Source organism: Pseudomonas sp. SWRI68, assembly GCF_014269165.1.
Lineage (GTDB): Bacteria > Pseudomonadota > Gammaproteobacteria > Pseudomonadales > Pseudomonadaceae > Aquipseudomonas > Aquipseudomonas capeferrum.
The window spans coordinates 188,290-206,721 of record NZ_JABWRU010000001.1 but is presented as its reverse complement, the minus strand read 5'-3'; the positions used below and the strand labels follow the sequence as shown (position 1 = coordinate 206,721).

The 18,432-nt window shown below is 61.8% G+C and carries 19 protein-coding genes; 2 read left to right on the top strand and 17 right to left on the bottom strand.

What is annotated here, in order from left to right; translation table 11 throughout:
• Positions 1-25 precede the first annotated feature (25 nt).
• From phnE to HU770_RS00835, 4 genes are read right to left on the bottom strand one after another with little or no spacing between them, the layout of a single operon-like run.
• Positions 26-793, bottom strand: a complete 768-nt coding sequence (gene phnE / locus HU770_RS00850) for a phosphonate ABC transporter, permease protein PhnE (protein ID WP_186662904.1) — start codon at positions 791-793, stop codon at positions 26-28.
• Entirely contained in the window at positions 790-1,617 is an 828-nt protein-coding gene (locus HU770_RS00845; RefSeq protein WP_033701209.1) for an ABC transporter permease subunit, read from the bottom strand. The genes phnE and HU770_RS00845 overlap by 4 nt, the downstream gene beginning before the upstream one ends.
• Positions 1,611-2,414 carry an ATP-binding cassette domain-containing protein gene (locus HU770_RS00840; protein ID WP_186662903.1) on the bottom strand — a complete coding sequence of 268 codons (804 nt, stop codon included), beginning with the start codon at positions 2,412-2,414 and terminating at the stop codon, positions 1,611-1,613. The genes HU770_RS00845 and HU770_RS00840 overlap by 7 nt, the downstream gene beginning before the upstream one ends.
• Complete coding sequence (locus tag HU770_RS00835) at positions 2,411-3,265, bottom strand: putative selenate ABC transporter substrate-binding protein (protein ID WP_186661030.1); 855 nt, start codon at positions 3,263-3,265, stop codon at positions 2,411-2,413. The genes HU770_RS00840 and HU770_RS00835 overlap by 4 nt, the downstream gene beginning before the upstream one ends.
• Positions 3,266-3,391: 126 nt before the next feature.
• Between HU770_RS00835 and selD the strand changes: the two genes are divergently transcribed.
• Together selD and mnmH are read left to right on the top strand one after the other, a co-directional pair.
• Positions 3,392-4,426: a selenide, water dikinase SelD gene (selD, locus tag HU770_RS00830; protein ID WP_186661032.1), complete on the top strand. Its 1,035-nt coding sequence runs from the start codon at positions 3,392-3,394 to the stop codon at positions 4,424-4,426.
• Entirely contained in the window at positions 4,426-5,523 is a 1,098-nt protein-coding gene (mnmH, locus tag HU770_RS00825; RefSeq protein WP_186661034.1) for a tRNA 2-selenouridine(34) synthase MnmH, read from the top strand. The genes selD and mnmH overlap by 1 nt, the downstream gene beginning before the upstream one ends.
• A gap of 105 nt (positions 5,524-5,628) precedes the next feature.
• Here mnmH and HU770_RS00820 read toward each other — a convergent pair whose 3' ends face one another.
• From HU770_RS00820 to hmpA, 13 genes are all read right to left on the bottom strand, one after another.
• Positions 5,629-6,012 (bottom strand): lysozyme inhibitor LprI family protein, encoded by a 384-nt coding sequence (locus HU770_RS00820; RefSeq protein ID WP_033701215.1) that lies wholly within the window; start codon positions 6,010-6,012, stop codon positions 5,629-5,631.
• Between the two features lie 20 nt (positions 6,013-6,032).
• Positions 6,033-6,572 (bottom strand): hypothetical protein, encoded by a 540-nt coding sequence (locus HU770_RS00815; protein ID WP_033701217.1) that lies wholly within the window; start codon positions 6,570-6,572, stop codon positions 6,033-6,035.
• Positions 6,573-6,708: 136 nt separating this feature from the next.
• Positions 6,709-7,272, bottom strand: a complete 564-nt coding sequence (locus HU770_RS00810) for a GNAT family N-acetyltransferase (protein ID WP_027595514.1) — start codon at positions 7,270-7,272, stop codon at positions 6,709-6,711.
• Positions 7,273-7,644: 372 nt separating this feature from the next.
• Positions 7,645-8,028, bottom strand: a complete 384-nt coding sequence (locus HU770_RS00805; protein ID WP_033701218.1) for a YkgJ family cysteine cluster protein — start codon at positions 8,026-8,028, stop codon at positions 7,645-7,647.
• A 170-nt stretch (positions 8,029-8,198) separates the two neighbouring features.
• Positions 8,199-9,326 carry a hypothetical protein gene (locus tag HU770_RS00800; protein ID WP_186662902.1) on the bottom strand — a complete coding sequence of 376 codons (1,128 nt, stop codon included), beginning with the start codon at positions 9,324-9,326 and terminating at the stop codon, positions 8,199-8,201.
• A gap of 113 nt (positions 9,327-9,439) precedes the next feature.
• The gene (gene alaC / locus HU770_RS00795) at positions 9,440-10,648 is read right to left on the bottom strand and encodes an alanine transaminase (RefSeq protein WP_033701220.1); all 1,209 of its coding nucleotides are present in this window, start codon (positions 10,646-10,648) and stop codon (positions 9,440-9,442) included.
• A 337-nt stretch (positions 10,649-10,985) separates the two neighbouring features.
• Positions 10,986-11,873: a heme o synthase gene (gene cyoE, locus HU770_RS00790; RefSeq protein WP_186662901.1), complete on the bottom strand. Its 888-nt coding sequence runs from the start codon at positions 11,871-11,873 to the stop codon at positions 10,986-10,988.
• Positions 11,874-11,884: 11 nt separating this feature from the next.
• The gene (cyoD, locus tag HU770_RS00785; RefSeq protein WP_186661044.1) at positions 11,885-12,217 is read right to left on the bottom strand and encodes a cytochrome o ubiquinol oxidase subunit IV; all 333 of its coding nucleotides are present in this window, start codon (positions 12,215-12,217) and stop codon (positions 11,885-11,887) included.
• The gene (gene cyoC, locus HU770_RS00780) at positions 12,217-12,840 is read right to left on the bottom strand and encodes a cytochrome o ubiquinol oxidase subunit III (RefSeq protein WP_033701226.1); all 624 of its coding nucleotides are present in this window, start codon (positions 12,838-12,840) and stop codon (positions 12,217-12,219) included. Before cyoC ends, cyoD begins: the two co-directional genes overlap by 1 nt.
• A 3-nt stretch (positions 12,841-12,843) precedes the next feature.
• Positions 12,844-14,862 carry a cytochrome o ubiquinol oxidase subunit I gene (gene cyoB, locus HU770_RS00775; RefSeq protein ID WP_033701227.1) on the bottom strand — a complete coding sequence of 673 codons (2,019 nt, stop codon included), beginning with the start codon at positions 14,860-14,862 and terminating at the stop codon, positions 12,844-12,846.
• Between the two features lie 3 nt (positions 14,863-14,865).
• Positions 14,866-15,810, bottom strand: a complete 945-nt coding sequence (cyoA, locus tag HU770_RS00770) for a ubiquinol oxidase subunit II (protein WP_012316183.1) — start codon at positions 15,808-15,810, stop codon at positions 14,866-14,868.
• Positions 15,811-16,368: 558 nt separating this feature from the next.
• A complete protein-coding gene (locus HU770_RS00765; protein ID WP_033701229.1) occupies positions 16,369-16,875 on the bottom strand; it encodes a disulfide bond formation protein B in 507 nt (168 codons plus the stop codon).
• Between the two features lie 354 nt (positions 16,876-17,229).
• A complete protein-coding gene (hmpA, locus tag HU770_RS00760; protein ID WP_186662900.1) occupies positions 17,230-18,408 on the bottom strand; it encodes an NO-inducible flavohemoprotein in 1,179 nt (392 codons plus the stop codon).
• Positions 18,409-18,432: the final 24 nt, after the last annotated feature.

Sequence of the window (18,432 nt, the reverse complement as noted above, 5' to 3'; positions counted from 1 at the left end):
TGTCGGGGCCTCTTTGCAGCCCCGATCAGGCGCGCACATAGCGCTGGCGCAGCACATCACTCAACGCATCCACCAGCAACACCAGCACCAGCATCGCCAGGATCACCGTGCTGGCCTGCGCCTCCTGGAACAGGCTCAAGGTGGTATAGAGCATCTGCCCCAAGCCACCCGCCCCAACAAACCCCAGCACGCTGGCCATGCGGATGTTGTTCTCCCAGCGGTACAGGCTGTAGGCCAACAACTGCGGCCACAGGTTGGGCAAAGTGCCAAAGCAGAACGCCGCAACCTGGCTGCCACCCTGCAAACGAATGGCGGCCGCAGGCTCGGCCGGCGCGTTCTCCAGGGCCTCGGCAAACAACCGGCCCAGCACCCCAGCGGTGTGCAACGCCAGGGCCAGGGTGCCGGCATTCGGGCCAAGCCCTGCTGCCAGCACGGTGAGCGCCGCCCAGACCAGCTCGGGGATGGCCCGCAAGGCATTGAGCAGCACCCGCGCCGCAGCCTGCAGCGGCCAGCCGAACCGGCCCGCCGCCGGCAACGCCAGCAGCATCCCCAGCACCACCGCCAGCAAGGTACCCAGGCCAGACATGGCCAAGGTCTCCAAGGCGCCACGCCCCACCGCGCGCAAATGCTCGGCGGACAGGTCTGGCTGCAGGAAGCGCCGCGCATATTCGGCCATCTGCCCCAACCCGCCGTCACCTACCAGCGCCTGCAGGTCCAGCTCCAGGTAAGCGAACGAGGCCACCACCGCTGCCACAAGCGCGCCGAGCACCAGCAGGTTGATCACCCGGTTCATGCCAGCCTCGCCCGCAGGAAGCGGCTGAGCATGTCAGCAAAAGACACCAGCAACAGGAATGTCAGCAGCATGCTCGCCACTTGCGCACCGGCAAACATGCGCATCGACAGGTCGATCTGCTGCCCCAGGCCGCCGGCACCGACAAAGCCCATCACCACCGAAGCCCGCACCGCGCACTCCCAGCGGTAGACGGTGTAGGACACCACCTCCGACACGGCATTGGGCAAGATGCCGTAGAAGAAAGCCATCAGCCGGCCACTACCCGCCTGCAACAGCGCATGGGCCGGGCGCTGGTCGACCGACTCGAAGATTTCCGCATAGACCTTGCCGAGCATGCCGCTGTAGGTAATGGCGATGGCCAGCACACCGGCCGTTGGCCCAAGCCCTACGGCACGCACGAACAGCAAGGCCCAGACGATTTCCGGCACGCTACGCAGAAAGATCAGTAGCCCGCGCACCGGCATGCGCAGCACCCGCGACAACAGCCCGGCCCGGCCGCCGCGCGAGGCCGCCCGCAACGACAAGGCGCGGCTGGCCAGCAGGCTGGCCGGCACCGCCAGCAGCAGCGCCAGGGCCATGCCGGCCGTGGCCACGGCAAGGGTCTGCAGCGTGGCCTCGAACAGCAGCAGCAAAAACTCGGCATCATGCGCCGGTGGCCAGAACGCCTGGGTGAAACTGGCGATCTGCTGACGATTCTCGGCCTGCCACAGCACACCCGGGTTCAGCTCGCTCAACTGCACCCCCGGCCATAACACCGCCAAGGCCAGCAGGGTCAGCAGCAACCGTGGCAGCGCCGCTGGGTCGCGGGTATCGGCCTTCAGCATCGTGGGATCTGTACCGTCAGCGCAGGCGTAGGCCCCGGCGTGGGCGGCGGCGCCAATTGTTCGTTGGCGTAGAGTGCCGCCAGCATCTGCGGGCTGACGGCTGCGGCCGGGCTGTCGAACACCACCTGCCCCTCACGGATACCGATCACCCGCGGGAAGTGCGCCAATGCCAGCTCGACCGCATGCAGGCTGGCCACCAGCGTGACGCCGTTGGCCTGGGCGTGACGGTTGAGCAATGCCAGGCTGTGATCGGCCAGCACCGGGTCCATCGCCGACACCGGCTCGTCGGTCAGCAGCAGTGCCGGCCGCTGATACAACACCCGGGCGATGCCCACCCGTTGCAACTGGCCGCCAGACAGCTGCCCGCACTGCACGAAAAGCTTGTCGGCCAGCCCCAACTCTGCCAACGCCTGGCGCACGCCCGCTACATCGGTCGGGTACAACAGGTTGAGCAAGCCACGCAAGGTGCCCCACTGCCCCAGCCGCCCTGCCAGCACCGCCGTGACCACCCGTTGGCGCGGCGGCAAGGGCGGCGCCTGGTGCACCAAGCCAACCCGCGCCCGCAACCGCTGACGCGCCCTGCCAGACAGCGCCCAGGGCAGTACACCGAACAGCTCCAGCCGCCCGTCACTGGGCTGGATAGCGGTGGCCATCAGGTGCAGCAAGCTGGACTTGCCCGCCCCTGACGGGCCGATGATCGCAACCCGCTCGCCCTGCTCGATGCTCAGGCTCACCGCTTCAAGCGCACGCACCTGGCCGTGGCGCAGGCTGGCACCGTGCAAACGAATAGCCGTCACTTGAGCAGGCCGGCCTCGCGCGCGGCTTGTTCGGTGCCCAGGTAGTTCTCAGGTTTGGTCTCGATGAAACGGCTGGCCGCCTGCAGGTCGAGAATCGCCTTGTGCTCGGGGTTGGCCGGGTCGAGGTCGAGGAATGCCTTTTTGATCTTCGCCTTGAGTGCCGGGTCCATGTTGCCGCGTACGGTCCAGTTGTAGTCGAAATAGGTGGGCGTGGTGGCGAACACCTTGACCTTGCTGGTATCGACCTTGCCGGCATCCACCAGCTTCTGCCAGACACTGGCATTGAGCACCCCAGCATCGACCTTGCCCGCCTGCACCCAGGCCGCAGTGGCGTCGTGGGCACCGGAGTAAGCCACACGGCTGAAGTAGTCCTCAGGCTTTATCTTGTCCTCTTTGAGCATGAAGTAACGCGGCATCAGGCTGCCCGAGGTGGACGATATCGACCCGAACGCGAACGACTTGCCCTTGAGGTCGGCCAGGCTCTTCACATTGGGGTTGGCGGTGATGAACTTGGACGTGAACTGCGCGTCCTGCTCACGCTGTACCAACGGCGTGGCATTGGGGTCTTTGAGATGTACCTGGACAAAGGTGAAGCCGCCCAGCCAAGCCAGGTCGAGGCGGTCCGAGGCCAGCGACTCGACCACCGCCGGGTAGTCGGAGACCGGCACGAATTTCACCTCCATGCCCAGCGTGCGGGACAGGTACTCCCCCAGCGGCTTGAACTTGCGTTGCAGTTCGGTGGGGGCTTCGTCGGGGATGGCACTGACCCGCAGCGTTTCTGCAGCCTGAGCGATCACGGCACAGCAGGACAGCACGAGGCTGGCGACGAGCGCCACAGGGCGTTTGAACATTGACATCTCCAGGGCATTAGTGGGCTTAGGGGCGGCTGCCGCGCCGTCCGTGCAAATTATAAGGCGCCACGGCGCAATGACCAGCTTTGCTACAATCGCGCAACGATTTGATCTGCTGAGGAACGTATGAGCGAGCCAATCCGCCTGACCCAGTACAGCCACGGCGCCGGTTGTGGCTGCAAGATTTCCCCCAAGGTGCTGGACGTGATCCTGGCCGAAAGCGGCGCCCAGGCCCTGGACCCCAAGCTCTGGGTCGGCAATGCTTCACGCGATGATGCCGCCGTGTATGCCCTGGACGAGGAACGCGGCGTGGTCTCGACCACCGACTTCTTCATGCCGATCGTCGATGACCCCTACGACTTCGGCCGTATCGCCGCCACCAACGCTATCAGCGACATCTACGCCATGGGCGGCGACCCGTTGATGGCCATCGCCATCCTTGGTTGGCCAGTCAACGTGCTGCCGCCGGAAGTCGCCCGCGAAGTGATTCGCGGCGGGCGTGCGGTGTGTGCCGAAGCCGGTATTCCGCTGGCCGGCGGCCACTCCATCGACGCCCCGGAGCCGATCTTCGGCCTGGCCGTCACCGGCGTGGTCAGCAAGCGCCACCTCAAGCGCAACGACACCGCCACTGCAGGCTGCCAGCTGTACCTGACCAAGCCGCTGGGCATCGGCATCCTCACCACCGCCGAGAAAAAGGCCAAGTTGCGTGAACAGGACCAGGGCCTGGCACGCGACTGGATGTGTACCCTCAACACCCCCGGCAGCCGCTTCGGCAAGCTCGACGGTGTCATGGCGATGACCGACGTCACCGGCTTCGGCCTGCTGGGCCACCTGGTCGAACTGGCTGAAGGCAGCCACCTCACCGCCCGGCTGAACTACGCCGCAGTCCCCCGCCTGCCGAGTGTCGAGCATTACCTGGCCGAGGGCTGCATCCCAGGCGGCACGCTGCGCAACTACGACAGCTATGGCCACAAGATCGGCGCCTTGAGCGATGAGCAAAAGCACCTGCTGTGCGACCCGCAGACCAGCGGTGGCCTGCTGGTGGCGGTCAGCCCTGAGGGTGAAGCGCAGTTTCTCGCTGTGGCCGCCGAACTGGGCCTGGCGCTGGCACCCATCGGCACCCTGGTCGAACGACAGGGCCATGCAGTCGAGGTGCTTTGATGCGCCCCGACTGCACCGACTACCGCCAGCTGTTCTTGAACGACGTGCCGATGATGGACATGCGCGCGCCCGTCGAATTTGCCAAAGGCGCCTTTCCGGGTGTCGTCAACCTGCCCCTGATGAACGATCTGGAGCGGCAGAAGGTCGGCACCTGTTTCAAGCAGCAGGGCCAGGCCGCCGCCATCACCCTCGGCCACCAACTGGTCAGAGGCACGACCAAGCGTGAGCGCCTGCACGCCTGGGCCAGCTTTGCCCGGGCCCACCCTGACGGCTATCTGTATTGCGCGCGCGGTGGCCTGCGCTCGCAGATTGTCCAGCAGTGGCTGCGTGATGAAGCGGGTATCGACTACCCCCGCGTCAAGGGCGGCTACAAGGCCATGCGCACCTTCCTCCTCGATACCACCCAGGACGCCGTGGAGCACTGCGATTTCGTCCTGCTGGGTGGCCTTACCGGCACCGGCAAGACCGATGTGTTGCAGCAACTGAGCAACGTCCTCGACCTTGAAGGCCACGCCAACCACCGCGGTTCCAGCTTCGGCAAACGCGCCACGGCGCAACCTGCGCAGATCGACTTCGAAAACAAGCTGGCCGTCGATGTGCTGAAAAAGCGCGCACGCGGCATCGAGCAGTTCGTGCTCGAAGATGAAGGCCGTATCGTCGGCAGTTGCACGGTGCCGCTGGCGTTGTACCAAGGCATGCAGCAGTACCCGTTGGTGTGGCTGGAGGACAGCTTCGAGAACCGTGTCGAACGTATCCTGCGCGACTACGTGGTCAACCTGAGCGCCGAATTCGTCGCGCTGCACGGCGAAGAGCTGGGGCGGCGGCTGTTCGCCGAGCGCATGCTGCAGAGCCTGGCCAATATCCACAAGCGCCTGGGCGGTGAGCGATTCCAGCGGTTGTCGGCGGTCATGCGTGAAGCGCTGGACGAGCAACTGCGCTGTGGCTCGGTGGATTTGCACAGGGGTTGGATCGAAGGGTTGCTGACGGAGTATTACGACCCGATGTATGCCTATCAGCGCGATGCCAAGGCCGAGCGTATCGAGTTTGCCGGGGACGCTGTAGAGGTGCGCGAATACCTCAAGGCCCGCTCGTCGTAGGAGCGGCCTTGCGTCGCGAAAGGGTCGCGTAGCGGCCCCAAAATATTCGCGGCGAAGCTGAAATCTGGGGCCGCTACGCGACCCTTTCGCGACGCAAGGCCGCTCCTACACGGGCCCCAACACCCGCTCCAGCTCCGCCGCCCGGTCACGGGTCATGTCCATCACGCACGTGCCGCCTTCCAGCTGTGCCATGGTTCCGCCACTGGCCTGCACATGGAACATACAGTTGCCATCACGGTAGGCCATCCACTTGCGCTGTACATCCCGAAGGGTCTTCTGCTGCCCGGCATCCAGCTTGCCCATCAGTTGCTTGTACACCCGGTTCAGGCGCTGGTCCTGCACGTGGGTCTCGGCGTTGATGCACTCGCTCATGGCCAGGGTGCTTGAAGCCTTGTCCATGCACTGCCCATAGGCCGGCGTATAGTCGTCCGCCACCGCCAGCGGCAGCACGCAGGCCAGTGCCAGGCCTGCCAGGTAATGCTTGATCATGCAAACCCTCCTTGTGAGTATCAAAATGACTGCGGTTGCTCCGGCGGCATCAGCACCTTGCCCGGCTCGAAACGCAACGACGGCATCTGCGTGGCGGCATACAACGCCACCCCCAGCGCAGCAATCAAGGCCACATCAAGCCAGCGCCAGCCAGGCATGTCGGCTGCGCTGCGGGCCTTCCAGCAATGCCAGGCCTGGCCCGCGCAGAACACTACGATCGCCGCAAGCCACAGATAAAAGCCCGCACCAAAGCCGGTGCGTGCATTGAAGTCGTAGCTCTGGCTGTCTGGCAGGCGGTCGATGCCAAAGCTGCTGGCGGCCAGATACAGCGCGGCCAGCCCGCACCCCAACGCCATCCGACGGAACCGCTGGTGGGCAAGAATTGCCACCGCCAACAACGGGTTGGCAAACCACTGGTACAACCCGAACGGCATGCCCCAGGGCCCATACAGCAACATCTGCAAGGCCGGCATGTGGCGGCCGCCACTCATCAGCGCGCCATCGAAAAAAAGCGCGAGCAAGTACAAAAGCAGGCTGATGCTCAGGTAGAAAACGGGCAAGGGGCACACCTGGGGGAAAACGGGACAGGCTGCGACCATAACCCAGGCCCTGCCCCGCTTCCAGATCTAAGTAGGTGCCGCGAAAGGCCAACTACGGTGGTGTGATACTCGGCGGGCGTTGATGCTCGCTACAACATCAAGCAACAGGTGGCTCCAGCAGCAAGCCGTAGATACCCGAGTCGGACAGCTCGCCGGCCACGCACCAACGCGCCCGCAAGGTGCCTTCGAGCACGAAGCCTTGACGCTCCAGCGTGCGTGCCGAACCCTGGTTGCGCGGGTCGATTTCGCCCTCAAGGCGGCGCATGTGCAGGGTATGGGCAAGGTAGTCGATGAAGCAGGTCAATGCCTCGTCCATGTAGCCCCTGCCCTGTACGGCGCTGGCCAGGCAGTAGCCGATTTCGCCACGGCGGGAAACGTCGTCGATATTGAACAGTTGGACCATGCCGATCAGTTCGCCGTTGTCACGGCGGTACATGCCTAGCTTGAGCTGGTCGCCATTGGCATAGGCTTCGCGGTCAGCGGCCAGTGCGCTTTCAGCCTCGGCAAGGTCTTGCCAGGGTGCATGATGCCAATAACGCATGACCTCGGGGTCGGCCATGATCGCCAGCCATTGCGCGGCATCGCCATGGCGCATCGGGCGCAATTGCAGGCGGGGGCTGTCGAGGCAGAGGTCACTGGGGAAACTGCGGGGTGGGGTCACGCCGGATCTCCTGTCCATTGCTGGGGAGATGACAGTTTAACGTCAAGCGGGGCGGCTGGGGGATGCCTTGGGTTTTTATAGTGTTTTGGGGATCATTTTGGGGTCTTGCGGTGGGGCGCAAAGCGTGATCGTGATCGTGATAACCAGCCTGCCGGATGGGTGCAACCCTTGCTCCGGCTTTGCGCAAAGCATGGCTGGATGGGCTGCTACGCAGCCCACTTGAGGGCCCCAAGCTGCACCCAATGCGCCGCGCGGGCGGCGCTCGATCTCAAGAGCGCTGCAGCCCTTGCGTCATGCACCTTTCAGCCATTACTCGCGCCCCGACAGGCCATTCAGGATGACCCTCTCGCGGATACAGGCCACTCAGTAACCTCAAGCTACCTCAGCCCCGTCATCCGGCCAATGTGGCTCGTTAGCCCCTGGCGGGGTCAGCGGCGGTAGCCCATAGGCCGCGCGAGCATCGTCGCAGCTGGGGTTATGCACCCCACCCTCCCACGACGCTTCAAACTCTCGGCAAGGGCTCGAGCGGTTGGCGTAAATGGTACACGCCACCTCTTTGCCAATCTCGCCCGCAAGGCTCACGCAGCGGCAAGGCTTGGCATCGGTGCCGATCATGGCGACCCGGGTGGGGTTGATCTGCACCACCAGGTCGTCAGGCACAACGCCCCCGGCAGACTGGCATTCGCCCCAGAAGAAGGACACACGGAAGTACCCGCAGCAGGCGCCGCAGTCAAGGCAAGGGTTATATTCGGACATGAGGCCACGGAGGGAAGGTTGTTGTTATCGGGGCAGGGCCCGCTGCGCCATTTTCAATCCAACCGGGGCCGGCTGGATAGAGGGGCAATGCAAAAAAAATCGCCGCTGATCCGGGCAGCCCGAAGCCCGAAAAACAGGCGGCCAGCTCACTGGATGGCCGCCCGCCTGACCTATCGCAGGGCCTTGTAAGTGCTGGCATCCCAGTGTTGCAAGCCAAGGCCTTCGCCTGGGTCATAGCTTTCGCCGCTCACTTGGCTGAAGTGCGCCTGGGCTTCGCCGCAGTGCACCAGCCGGTCGTCCTTGCTGCCTTCGGTGAAGACGGTATACGACTGGCTACGCATGGCCTGGTATTGCTCATCGGCAGTGGCCATGGCCAGGTGATGCCGCATCAACTGGTCGTCATCCAGCGCCAGTCGCCTGTCCAAATCGACACCCCAACGGGTCAGGCACACTTCGGCGAAATGCCGCACGATCAAACCGGGCTCAGTCAGCACTTTGCCGTCGCCCGCGCCATCGACCGACGCATTGCCGACCAAGGTGGCATGCCGGCCCGGCATCGGATAAATGCACATGTGCGTGCCGCTCTCTACAGAGGGGATCACGCAGGCAAAACCTTTGGAGCGCTCATCCCGCGAATAGAAACCGACGTACTCTCTGACATTGCCCGCCAGTTTCACCCGTTGCGTCTGGATGTTGCCAATGCCTGGCACCGGGTCGATGGCAAAAATGTTGACCGGGATACCCCGCAGCACCGGGTCTTGCGCCATCGCATTGGCCAGCATATGGCAACTGATACCACCCCGGCTCCAGCCCACCAGGTTGACCTGGGTGGGCAGGCGCGGCTTGCGGAACATGCTGATGATCCGCTCCTGCAATTCCTGCGGGGTTGGGTGGCGGTCTCCATAGTCGTAGGTTCGCCAGAACCAGGATGCCGTTGCGGACGCATCCGGGATCGGTACGCCCGCGTCTTTGAGCTTTGTGTATGCTTCCTCGCTAAGCTTGGTGCGCTGCCAGTTACTTTCGCCCTTGATGACTTGCAGCACATGGTTCACGTTTTCTTCCCAGCCGCGGCCGAACAACTGGCCACTCCAGTTGAAGTAGCCGCCTGGCTCGACGAACAGGTTGTCGTCCTGAAGGTTGCCGCTACCAGGCCCATCGACTGCAATCCAATGAGCGAACTCGAACCCTTTATCGTTGCTGGCCAACGTCGAGACCAGTTCACCGTTCCAGAAATTGGGGTTTGCATCATCGAAACGGTTGGAAGCGGTACCGCAGAAATAGGCTGTGAATACACTCATTTGAATACCTGAACAGGAAGAATGAGTGCTGAAGGTATTGGCGTGCATAACGGGCAGGCAGACGGAAGGCCAACCTCCTGCCCGATGGGGGCCGCGTTGCGGCCCCGCGCGGTTTACTTGTGGGTCAGGCCGTCGGCCCTGAACATCTGACGGATACCGCGGATCGCCTGGCGAATACGGTCCTGGTTCTCGATCAGAGCAAAGCGCACGTGGTCGTCACCGTAATCACCAAAGCCAATACCTGGCGACACGCAGACCTTGGCCTCGGCCAGCAGCTTCTTGGAAAACTCCAGCGAGCCCAGGTGCGCATACTCCGGCGGAATCTTCGCCCAGACGTACATCGACGCCTTGGGGTTCTCGACCATCCAACCCAGCTCGTGCAAGCCCTTCACCAGCAGGTTACGGCGTTGACGATACTGCTCGGCGATGTCCCGCACGCACTGTTGGTCACCTTCCAGCGCGGCGATGGCGGCCACCTGCAAGGGCGTGAAGGTGCCGTAGTCGTGGTAGCTCTTGATGCGTGCCAGGGCATTGACCAGCTCTGGGTTACCCACCATGAAGCCGATACGCCAGCCGGCCATGTTGTAGCTTTTGGACAAGGTGAAGAACTCCACCGCGATGTCTTTGGCCCCGGGCACCTGCATGATCGACGGCGCTTTCCAACCGTCGTAGACGATATCGGCGTAGGCCAGGTCATGCACCACCAGCACGTCATACTGCTTGGCCAGGGCCACCACCCGCTCGAAGAAGTCCAGCTCGACGCACTGCGCGGTGGGGTTGGACGGGAAGCCGAGGATCATCATCTTCGGCTTGGGGATGGACTCGCGAATGGCCCGTTCGAGCTCATTGAAAAAATCCACACCCGGCACCAGTGGCACCGAACGCACCTGGGCACCGGCTATCACTGCACCATAGATATGGATCGGGTAGCTGGGGTTGGGTACCAGCACCGTGTCGCCCTGGTCGAGGGTGGCGAGCATCAGGTGGGCCAGGCCTTCCTTGGAGCCGATGGTGACGATGGCTTCGCTTTCCGGGTCGATGTCGACCTCGTAGCGCTCCTTGTACCAATTGGAGATGGCCCGACGCAGGCGTGGGATGCCGCGGGAGGTGGAGTAGCCGTGGGTGTCTTCGCGCTGGGCGACCTGCACCAGCTTCTCGACGATGTGCGGCGGGGTGGCGCCATCGGGGTTGCCCATGCTCAGGTCGATGATGTCTTCGCCACGGCGGCGGGCGGCCATCTTGAGCTCGGCAGTGATGTTGAAGACGTAAGGGGGGAGACGATCGATGCGCGCGAAGCGGCGCGGCAAACCTGGGTTGGCCATGGTTTCCTCTGCAGACGTAAGCGCCCGGAACCGTCCGAGCGACGTTGGCCGATATAGCGGCCTGGATCAGAAGATAGTGCCGAAACAGGATACCTGTAAAGGACAATTTCCTGTTTTATTATATTTTTTCAGATGTATTTTTTGAAAATTAGAATTTTATGTTTTCAGGGCCGGCCTCTTCGCGGGGCAAGCCCGCTCCCACAGGGTTATACACAGGCATTGGGACTTGCCCTACACCTGTGGAAGCGGGCTTGCCCCGCGAAGAGGCCGGCACAGGAGAACACCCATAAAAAAACCCCGGCACATGGCCGGGGTTTTCGTGTAACAGGCAGCGGTATCAGCGTGCGTAGGTCATCAGCACGTCCGCAGCGGTCTGGCTGTCCACCGACATCATCACGCTCAGGGCGGTAACGGTGAGGATGGAGAAGCCAAACACCTTGCGGGCCCACTTGCTGTCGTCCTCGGCCTTGTAGCCACCCCAGGCCATGTACAGCCAGTACAGGCCCATGGCTGCCGCCACGGCCATGTAGCCGAAGCCGGCGTAACCGCCGAGGGTAAGCATCAGGGTCGCGAGCACGAAGGCCAGCACGTACAGCACGATCTGCTTCTTGGCAGCAAGAATGCCGCGCGCCACCGGCAGAACCGGGATGTTGGCAGCGCTGTAATCCTTGAAGCGGAAGATGGCGATCGCGAAGCTGTGCGGCATCTGCCACAGGCTGAACATCACCAGCAGGGTCACTGCAGCCAGGTCGAAGCTGTTGCTGACGGCGCAGTAGCCGATCACCGGAGGCATGGCACCGGACAGGCTGCCGACCAACGTGCCGTGCACCGATTTACGCTTCAGCCAGAGGCTGTAGAAACCGACGTAGACGATGAAACCGATCAGCGCACAGAACGCCGACAGTGGGTTGGCCTGGACATACAGCAGGCTGAAACCCGCCACCCCAAGCAGGGTGGCGTAGATCAGCGCGAGGGTCAGCGACATGCCGCCCTGGACCATGACGCGGTTCTTGGTACGTTCCATCTTGATGTCGATGTCGCGGTCGATGCAGTTGTTGAACACACAACCGGACGCCACCACCAGGGAAGTACCAACCACCACCGCCAGGAACAGGGCGAAGTCCACATGGCCCTTCGCGGCAAGGAAGAATCCGCCTGCCACGGAAAGCACGTTACCGAAAATGATCCCCGGTTTGGTGATTTGGATAAAGTGCTTAACGGACATGCAGTCTTACCTCACTTGGCCATCATTTCGATGTGGATGTTGAACATGATCCACAGCGACAGGCCGACCAGCAGTGCAATTACCATGGCGGTGAACAGGAACGTCGACACGTTGGAACGCTGCTCTTGCGAGCGGTCCATGTGCAGGAAGTACACAAGGTGCACTACTACCTGGATGACGGCCATGGCCACCACGACCAGGACGGTCAGGTTCTTCGGCAGGCTTGGGAACATCACCAGGCCGAACGGGATCGCGGTCAGGATGATCGACAGAACAAAGCCGATCATGTAGGACTTCACGCTACCGTGATTACCTTCGTGATGAGTGTCGTGTGCGTTAGCCATTACAGAACCCCCAGCAGGTAAACGACGGTGAATACGCAGATCCAGACCACGTCCAGGAAGTGCCAGAACAGGCTCAGGCAGCTCATGCGGGTCTTGGCGGTCGGCGTGATGCCGTGCTTGTTGATCTGGTACATCATGATTGCCATCCAGATCAGGCCGGCAGTCACGTGCAGACCGTGGGTACCGACCAGCGCGAAGAACGCCGACAGGAAGCCACTGCGCTGCGGGCCGAAGCCCTCGGCGATCAGGTGATGGAATTCATAGATTTCCATCGCGATGAAGCCTGCACCGAACAGGAAGGTCACAGCCAACCAGCCCAGTACACCTGCTTTATTGCCAGCGAACATCTTCAGCATGGCGAAGCCGAAGGTGATCGAGGACAGCAGCAGGAACGCGGTTTCTACCAGCACGAAATCGAGCTGGAAGATGTCATGACCCGACGGGCCGCCGGCAAAACTGCCGGACAGCACCGCGTAGGTGGCGAAGAGCGACGCAAACAGGATGCAGTCGGTCATCAGGTACAGCCAGAAACCGAGTACGGTCATCTGGCCCGAGTCGTGGTGGTGGTCGTCATGCCCATGGTCGTGACCATGAGCAGCGCCGTGCATTACTTGACTGGACATTGATTACACCCGCTCAAACGATTCGACACGTGCGCCGGCAGGCAGAGCACCTGCTTTGGCCAGCGCTTTCATGCGCTCGCCTTCGATGCGCGCCACTTCTTCGGCCGGAACCATGAAGCCCTGGTCGTCACGCGCGGCGTGGCGAACGAAGACAGCGATGGTTGCAACCAGGCTTGCGCCAACCAGCCACCAGATGTGCCAGATGAAGGCAAAGCCGAAGACGGTCAGGAACAGGCCCATGAACAAACCGGTAGAGGTGTTGCTCGGCATGTGGATGGCGTCGAACTTGGTCGCCGGCTTGTAGGCAACGCCGGTTTCCTTGGATTCATGCCATGCATCCAGACCAACCTGCTCAGGCATGTGGGCGAAGTTGTAGAACGGAGGTGGCGACGAAGTCGACCATTCCAGGGTACGACCGCCCCATGGGTCGCCGGTCACGTCCAGGTTCTGGTTGCGGTCGCGGACCGAAACGTAGAGCTGGATCAGCTGGCAAGCGATACCGAACAGGATCAGCACGGCGCCGACAACGGCTACGTACAGGTAGGGTTCCCACAGTGGGTTGTCGGAGTGGTTCAGACGACGGGTCATGCCCATGAAGCCCAGGGCGTACAGCGGCATGAACGCAACGTAGAAGCCCGAGATCCAGAACCAGAAGGCAGCTTTGCCCCACTTCTCGTTCAGGGTGAAACCGAAGGCTTTCGGGAACCAGTAGGCGAAGCCGGCGATGTAGCCGAATACCGCACCACCGATGATCACGTTGTGGAAGTGAGCAATTACGAACAGGCTGTTGTGCAGAACGAAGTCGGCACCTGGTACTGCCAGCAGAACGCCGGTCATGCCACCGATGGAGAAGGTGATCATGAAGCCCAGGGTCCACAGCATCGGCGCGGTGAAGCGCACACGGCCCTGGTACATGGTGAACAGCCAGTTGAACAACTTCACACCCGTCGGAATGGAGATCAGCATCGTCGCCAGGCCGAAGAAGGTGTTGACGCTGGCGCCGGCACCCATGGTGAAGAAGTGGTGCAGCCATACCGCGAAGCCCAGGATGGCGATTGCGCCCGATGCGTAGATCATCGAGTGGTGGCCAAACAGACGCTTGCCGGAGAAGGTCGAAGTCACTTCCGAGAACACGCCGAAGGCCGGCAGAATCAGGATGTAGACCTCAGGGTGACCCCACGCCCAGAACAGGTTGACGTACATCATCGGGTTCCCACCAAGCTCGTTGGTGAAAATATGGAAGTCCAGATAACGGTCAACAGTCAGCAGAGCGAGTGCAGCGGTCAGAATCGGGAAGGAAGCAACGATCAGCACGTTGGCCCAGGTGCAGGTCCAGGTGAAGATCGGCATGTCCATCAGTTTCATGCCAGGTGCGCGCATCTTCATCACGGTGACGAGGAAGTTCACACCGGTAAGCGTCGTACCCAATCCGGAGAGCTGTAGCGCCCAGATGTAGTAGTCGACACCCACTCCAGGGCTGTACTGAATGCCCGCGAGCGGCGGATAGGCAACCCAACCGGTCTTGGCGAATTCGCCGACGCCCAGGGAGATGTTGACCAGCAGCACGCCTGCCAGCAGCAGGTAGAAGCTCAGGGAGTTCAGGAACGGGAAGGCAACGTCACGTGCACCGATCTGCAGAGGAACCGCAAGGTTCATCAGGCCGGTGAAGAACGGCATCGCCATGAAGATGATCATGATCACACCGTGAGCGGTGAAGATCTGGTCATAGTGTTCAGGCGGCAGGTAGCCTTCGGAGCCGCCGGTAGCAGCAGCGAGCTGTGTACGCATCATGATGGCGTCGGCAAAGCCGCGCAGCAGCATGATCATCGCGACGATGATGTACATCACCCCGATTTTCTTGTGGTCGACCGTGGTCAGCCACTCGGTCCACAAGTAGGTCCACTTGCGGAAATAGGTGATAAGGCCGACGACAGCGATACCGCCGAGCGCGATCATGGCAAGCGTCACCATGACTATCGGCTCGTGATAGGGTATCGCCTCCAGGCTTAATTTACCGAACATCTCTTACTCCTCTGCACCGGCAGCTGGTTGCGTACTCGATTCCACACCCGTGGTGGTGGCCAGATCTTTGCTGCCTGCTTCTTCGTGGACCGGCTTGCCGCGGTTCATGCCTTCGTACTTGTCGACGATGGTCTGGAACAGCTCCGCTGGCGCCTCGCTGTACAGCGCGACTGGGTTGTATTCGCTAGGCTTGGCCAGTGCTTCGTACTCGGCCTTGCCCAGTTTCAGAGGCGACTGCTTCACTTCGGCGACCCACTTGTCGAAGTCTTCCTGGGAAGTGGCAGTAGCCTTGAATTTCATGCCGGTGAAGCCAGCACCGCTGTAGTTGGCGCTGATACCGTCAAACACACCGTTCTCGTTGGCGATCAGGTGCAGCTTGGTGGTCATGCCGGCCATGGCGTAGATCTGGCCGCCCAGGCCCGGGATGAAGAACGAGTTCATCACGGCGTCGGAGGTGACGCGGAAGTTGACCGGAGTGTTAGCCGGGAAGTTGATCTTGTTGACCGTCGCGATGCCCTGCTCCGGGTAGATGAACAGCCACTTCCAGTCCAGTGCGACCACGTCGATCTGGATCGGCTTGACGTCCGAATCCAGCGGACGATACGGGTCCAGCTTGTGGGTGGACTTGTAGGTGACATAACCCAGCGCGATGATGATCAGGATCGGGATGATCCACACCGCAGCCTCGATCTTGGTCGAGTGCGACCAGTCAGGCGTGTAGGTCGCAGCCTTGTTGGAAGCACGGTACTTCCAGGCGAACGCCACGGTCATGATGATGACCGGAATCACCACCAGCAGCATCAGGCCGGTAGCGATGAGGATGAGGTTCTTTTGCTCAATGCCGACCTGACCTTTCGGGTCGAGCAGGGTCCAGTTGCACCCACTGAGTAAAAGCATGCCTAAAAAGGGCAATATGCCAAACAGTCTGGGGTAACGCTTTTTACTCATCTCACGACCTCTAGATCAGCTTGCTTCAATGCAATTTGTGTTTTGGTAGCCAACACTTCGTCCTGCCAAGTGAGGCATTTCGCGCCCGTACTCGCTCCTGCCTGGGGTCCGACTGCAGGACCTTGGCTCAAGCGTGTTAGCGGTGCTTATGGTTTCGTAGGCAACAGGCCTGTACTTCAGACCAAGTCCATTTGGTGCGGGAAAACGCGGAGGGGTGTCCGCTCGGTATCGCCGCTGGGCGAAACTTGACGAAGTCAGCAAAAGGGAGCGCTGGGGCTTCCTTCAATCCTGCGACTCGCAAGCAGTGCCGAACGGAAATTGGGGGCGATTGTAGATAGGTCGCCAACCCTTGACTATGACTTATTGAGCAACAGTCTTTTACAGAATACGTAACAATGCACCCCGAAGAATCAACTTCGCGACAGTTTGTCGCACCCCGCCCGGTAGCCCTCAAAGCCGCATTCTACAAGGCTTCGTGATTGATCTGGATCAAGCGGGGAGCAACTTTCTGCGCATCTCACGCGGTGCAAAAGACCTCACACAATTCGGGACTTTTGTCTAAGACTGACGTCGGTTGCGGTAGATACCCAGCGGTACCAGAATGGCGGTGAGCACGAACGCGACCAGTGCCCATTGCGCCAGCGACAGACCGAGGATCGGTGGGTACGGCGTGCTGCAGAAGCCGTCGACCTGGAACGCCAGTGGCCACAGCTTGGCCAGGGGCAGGTCATCGACGATTGGCTGCAGGGTATCGATGCCGCAACTGACCATGGGGTTGGCGAGTATATACACATGGTTGCCGGCCGCAACGATTCCGCCCACCGCGCTGAGCACCACCAGGCCTTCGAACAAGGTCAGGCTGCGGCGCCCCGGCATCGCGGCGGCGATGAAGGCGAACACGGCGATAAACAGAAGGGCATAGCGCTGCAGGATGCACAGCGGGCAAGGCGCCTCGCCCAGCACCACTTGCATATAGAGGGCGCCACCGATCAGCGACAGGCAGATCAGCCCTAGCAGCACCAGAAAGCGCCGTTCCCGATTCAGGCGCGATGTTTGTTCGTTCATTGCCGATTCCTTCGATGGATAGTGGCCGCGTGGTCCGCCTGCCTGTGCGCAATTCTACACGCTGGGCAGGGCCTTTTGAGCGTGCCGAGGTGGCGGCGTGATGGCACTGCGCGGGTTATCCGGAGATGGCTGAGACCGGCCTTGGCGACGTCGGTTCAACGCCCCACGGCAAAAAAGCGGCTACCCGGGTGCCGCACAGGAGCAAGCCCCTCGACACCCGGGAGTGAAGGATACCGTGATTAAAGGAGGATTAAAGATGAAAGGTTCGGGGCCTGTTTCATCTCTCCTTTATATAGATGAGGTGCTCTGGGCAGGCACGGCCTTGTCGGGGCGCCTACCCACAATAGGCGCAAGTTACTCCAGCGCTGCCGCCGGCCCGAAGAACTCGTAGCGGCTCTGCTGTTCAGGCACGCCCAGGCCCTTGAGGTGACGTTTGATCACTGCCATGAAGCCCTTGGGCCCGAGGAAGTAGGCATCGACGTCACGCTCACGCCCCAGCCACTGCGCCAACAGCTCCTGGCTCAGCAGGCCCACGGCATCGGCCTGGTCGTCGGCATCCTGCTCTGCGTAGCAATAGAAGCGCTTGAGCTGCGGGTGGCGCTCGGCCAGCCCATCGATCCAGTCACGGAAGGCGTGCACGGCACCGTTGCGCGCGCAGTGGATGAAATGCACCGGGCGCTGGGTCGCAAGCGCCGCTTCAAGCATCGCCAGGGTCGGGGTGATACCCACACCACCACTGATCAGCACCAGCGGCTTGTCGCTGGCGGCCAGGGTAAAATCGCCCGCTGGCGGGAACAGTTGCAACGTCTCGCCCACGACCAATTCGTCGTGCAGGTAATTGGAGACCTTGCCGCCGGCTTCGCGCTTGACGCTGATGCGGTATTGCTTGCCGTCGCACAGGGACGACAAGGAGTAGTTGCGACGCTGCTCGGCACCGTCAATGAACAACTGCAGGCCAATGTACTGCCCTGGCTCGGCTTTGAGCACCGGCTTGCCATCCACCGGCGCGAAGTAGAACGAGACGATCTCGCTGCTCTCCTGCTCGCGGCGTACCAGGCGAAACGCGCGGGTACCGCGCCAGCCACCGGCGGCTTGTTCCTTCTCTTTATAGAGGCTTTCTTCGGCGCCGATGAGGATGTCGGCCAACTGGCCATACGCGGCGCCCCAGGCAGCGATCACTTCAGGGGTGGCGATTTCCTTGCCGAGCACTTCTTCGATGGCACGCAGCAGGCAGCTGCCTACGATCGGGTAGTGCTCCGGGAGGATCTGCAGCGCGACGTGCTTGTTGATGATCTGCCCGACCAGGCCACCGAGCTGTTCGAGCTGGTCGATGTGGCGGGCATACATCAACACGCCGTTGGCCAACGCACGTGGCTGGTCGCCGCTGGCCTGGTGGGCCTGGTTGAACAGCGGGCGTACTTGCGGGTACTCGTTGAGCATCATCTTGTAGAAGTGGGTGGTCAGTGCTTCGCCGCCGCTTTCCAGCAGGGGTACGGTGGCCTTGATGATTGCACGTTGTTCGGCATTGAGCATTGCAACGACTCCTGAACCTGTGGC

What these genes read in the sequence shown, in the direction of transcription:
- cyoC (WP_033701226.1), bottom strand. Translation starts at nt 12,840, where the DNA reads ATGTCCAGTCAAGTAATGCACGGCGCTGCTCATGGTCACGACCATGGG.
- HU770_RS00820 (WP_033701215.1), bottom strand. Translation starts at nt 6,012, where the DNA reads ATGATCAAGCATTACCTGGCAGGCCTGGCACTGGCCTGCGTGCTGCCG.
- cyoA (WP_012316183.1), bottom strand. Translation starts at nt 15,810, where the DNA reads ATGAGTAAAAAGCGTTACCCCAGACTGTTTGGCATATTGCCCTTTTTA.
- HU770_RS00835 (WP_186661030.1), bottom strand. Translation starts at nt 3,265, where the DNA reads ATGTTCAAACGCCCTGTGGCGCTCGTCGCCAGCCTCGTGCTGTCCTGC.
- HU770_RS00805 (WP_033701218.1), bottom strand. Translation starts at nt 8,028, where the DNA reads ATGTCCGAATATAACCCTTGCCTTGACTGCGGCGCCTGCTGCGGGTAC.
- HU770_RS00765 (WP_033701229.1), bottom strand. Translation starts at nt 16,875, where the DNA reads ATGAACGAACAAACATCGCGCCTGAATCGGGAACGGCGCTTTCTGGTG.
- cyoE (WP_186662901.1), bottom strand. Translation starts at nt 11,873, where the DNA reads ATGTCCGTTAAGCACTTTATCCAAATCACCAAACCGGGGATCATTTTC.
- phnE (WP_186662904.1), bottom strand. Translation starts at nt 793, where the DNA reads ATGAACCGGGTGATCAACCTGCTGGTGCTCGGCGCGCTTGTGGCAGCG.
- HU770_RS00845 (WP_033701209.1), bottom strand. Translation starts at nt 1,617, where the DNA reads ATGCTGAAGGCCGATACCCGCGACCCAGCGGCGCTGCCACGGTTGCTG.
- cyoD (WP_186661044.1), bottom strand. Translation starts at nt 12,217, where the DNA reads ATGGCTAACGCACACGACACTCATCACGAAGGTAATCACGGTAGCGTG.
- selD (WP_186661032.1), top strand. Translation starts at nt 3,392, where the DNA reads ATGAGCGAGCCAATCCGCCTGACCCAGTACAGCCACGGCGCCGGTTGT.
- mnmH (WP_186661034.1), top strand. Translation starts at nt 4,426, where the DNA reads ATGCGCCCCGACTGCACCGACTACCGCCAGCTGTTCTTGAACGACGTG.
- hmpA (WP_186662900.1), bottom strand. Translation starts at nt 18,408, where the DNA reads ATGCTCAATGCCGAACAACGTGCAATCATCAAGGCCACCGTACCCCTG.
- alaC (WP_033701220.1), bottom strand. Translation starts at nt 10,648, where the DNA reads ATGGCCAACCCAGGTTTGCCGCGCCGCTTCGCGCGCATCGATCGTCTC.
- cyoB (WP_033701227.1), bottom strand. Translation starts at nt 14,862, where the DNA reads ATGTTCGGTAAATTAAGCCTGGAGGCGATACCCTATCACGAGCCGATA.
- HU770_RS00800 (WP_186662902.1), bottom strand. Translation starts at nt 9,326, where the DNA reads ATGAGTGTATTCACAGCCTATTTCTGCGGTACCGCTTCCAACCGTTTC.